Source organism: Paenibacillus cucumis (ex Kampfer et al. 2016) (assembly GCF_019748695.1).
In the GTDB taxonomy this organism is placed as follows: Bacteria; Bacillota; Bacilli; order Paenibacillales; family Paenibacillaceae; genus Paenibacillus; species Paenibacillus polysaccharolyticus.
On the sequence record NZ_JACLIC010000087.1, the window covers coordinates 1 to 254 of the forward strand.

Below are 254 nucleotides of genomic sequence, written 5' to 3' on the forward strand. Positions count from 1 at the left end.
CCGGGGATAACCAGCGCCCGACACCGATCCATCCCGGAGCGTCCAGCGCCCTCGATACTCTTTTCCTCGACGAACAGACTTCCAGCTTTTATCCCCCTGCCCCACCCCTCGCAAGTTTGTTCCATCTCCTTTGGAAAAAAAGAGGGAGGGAAGCCAGCGGAGGGAAGGAATCGGTAAAAGGAGCGAAGCGAGCGCGTTTATCACGGGATTTCCTCCTTGAAAAGGAGAGAATCAGAAATCCGGGGATAACCAGC

General features: G+C 55.5%; 1 protein-coding gene. It reads right to left on the bottom strand.

Features of this window, described 5'->3' with window-relative positions; translation table 11 throughout:
• The coding region (locus H7T88_RS28560; protein ID WP_221791748.1) for a hypothetical protein at positions 1–204 on the bottom strand (204 nt) is incomplete at its 3' end.
• Positions 205–254 lie beyond the last annotated feature (50 nt).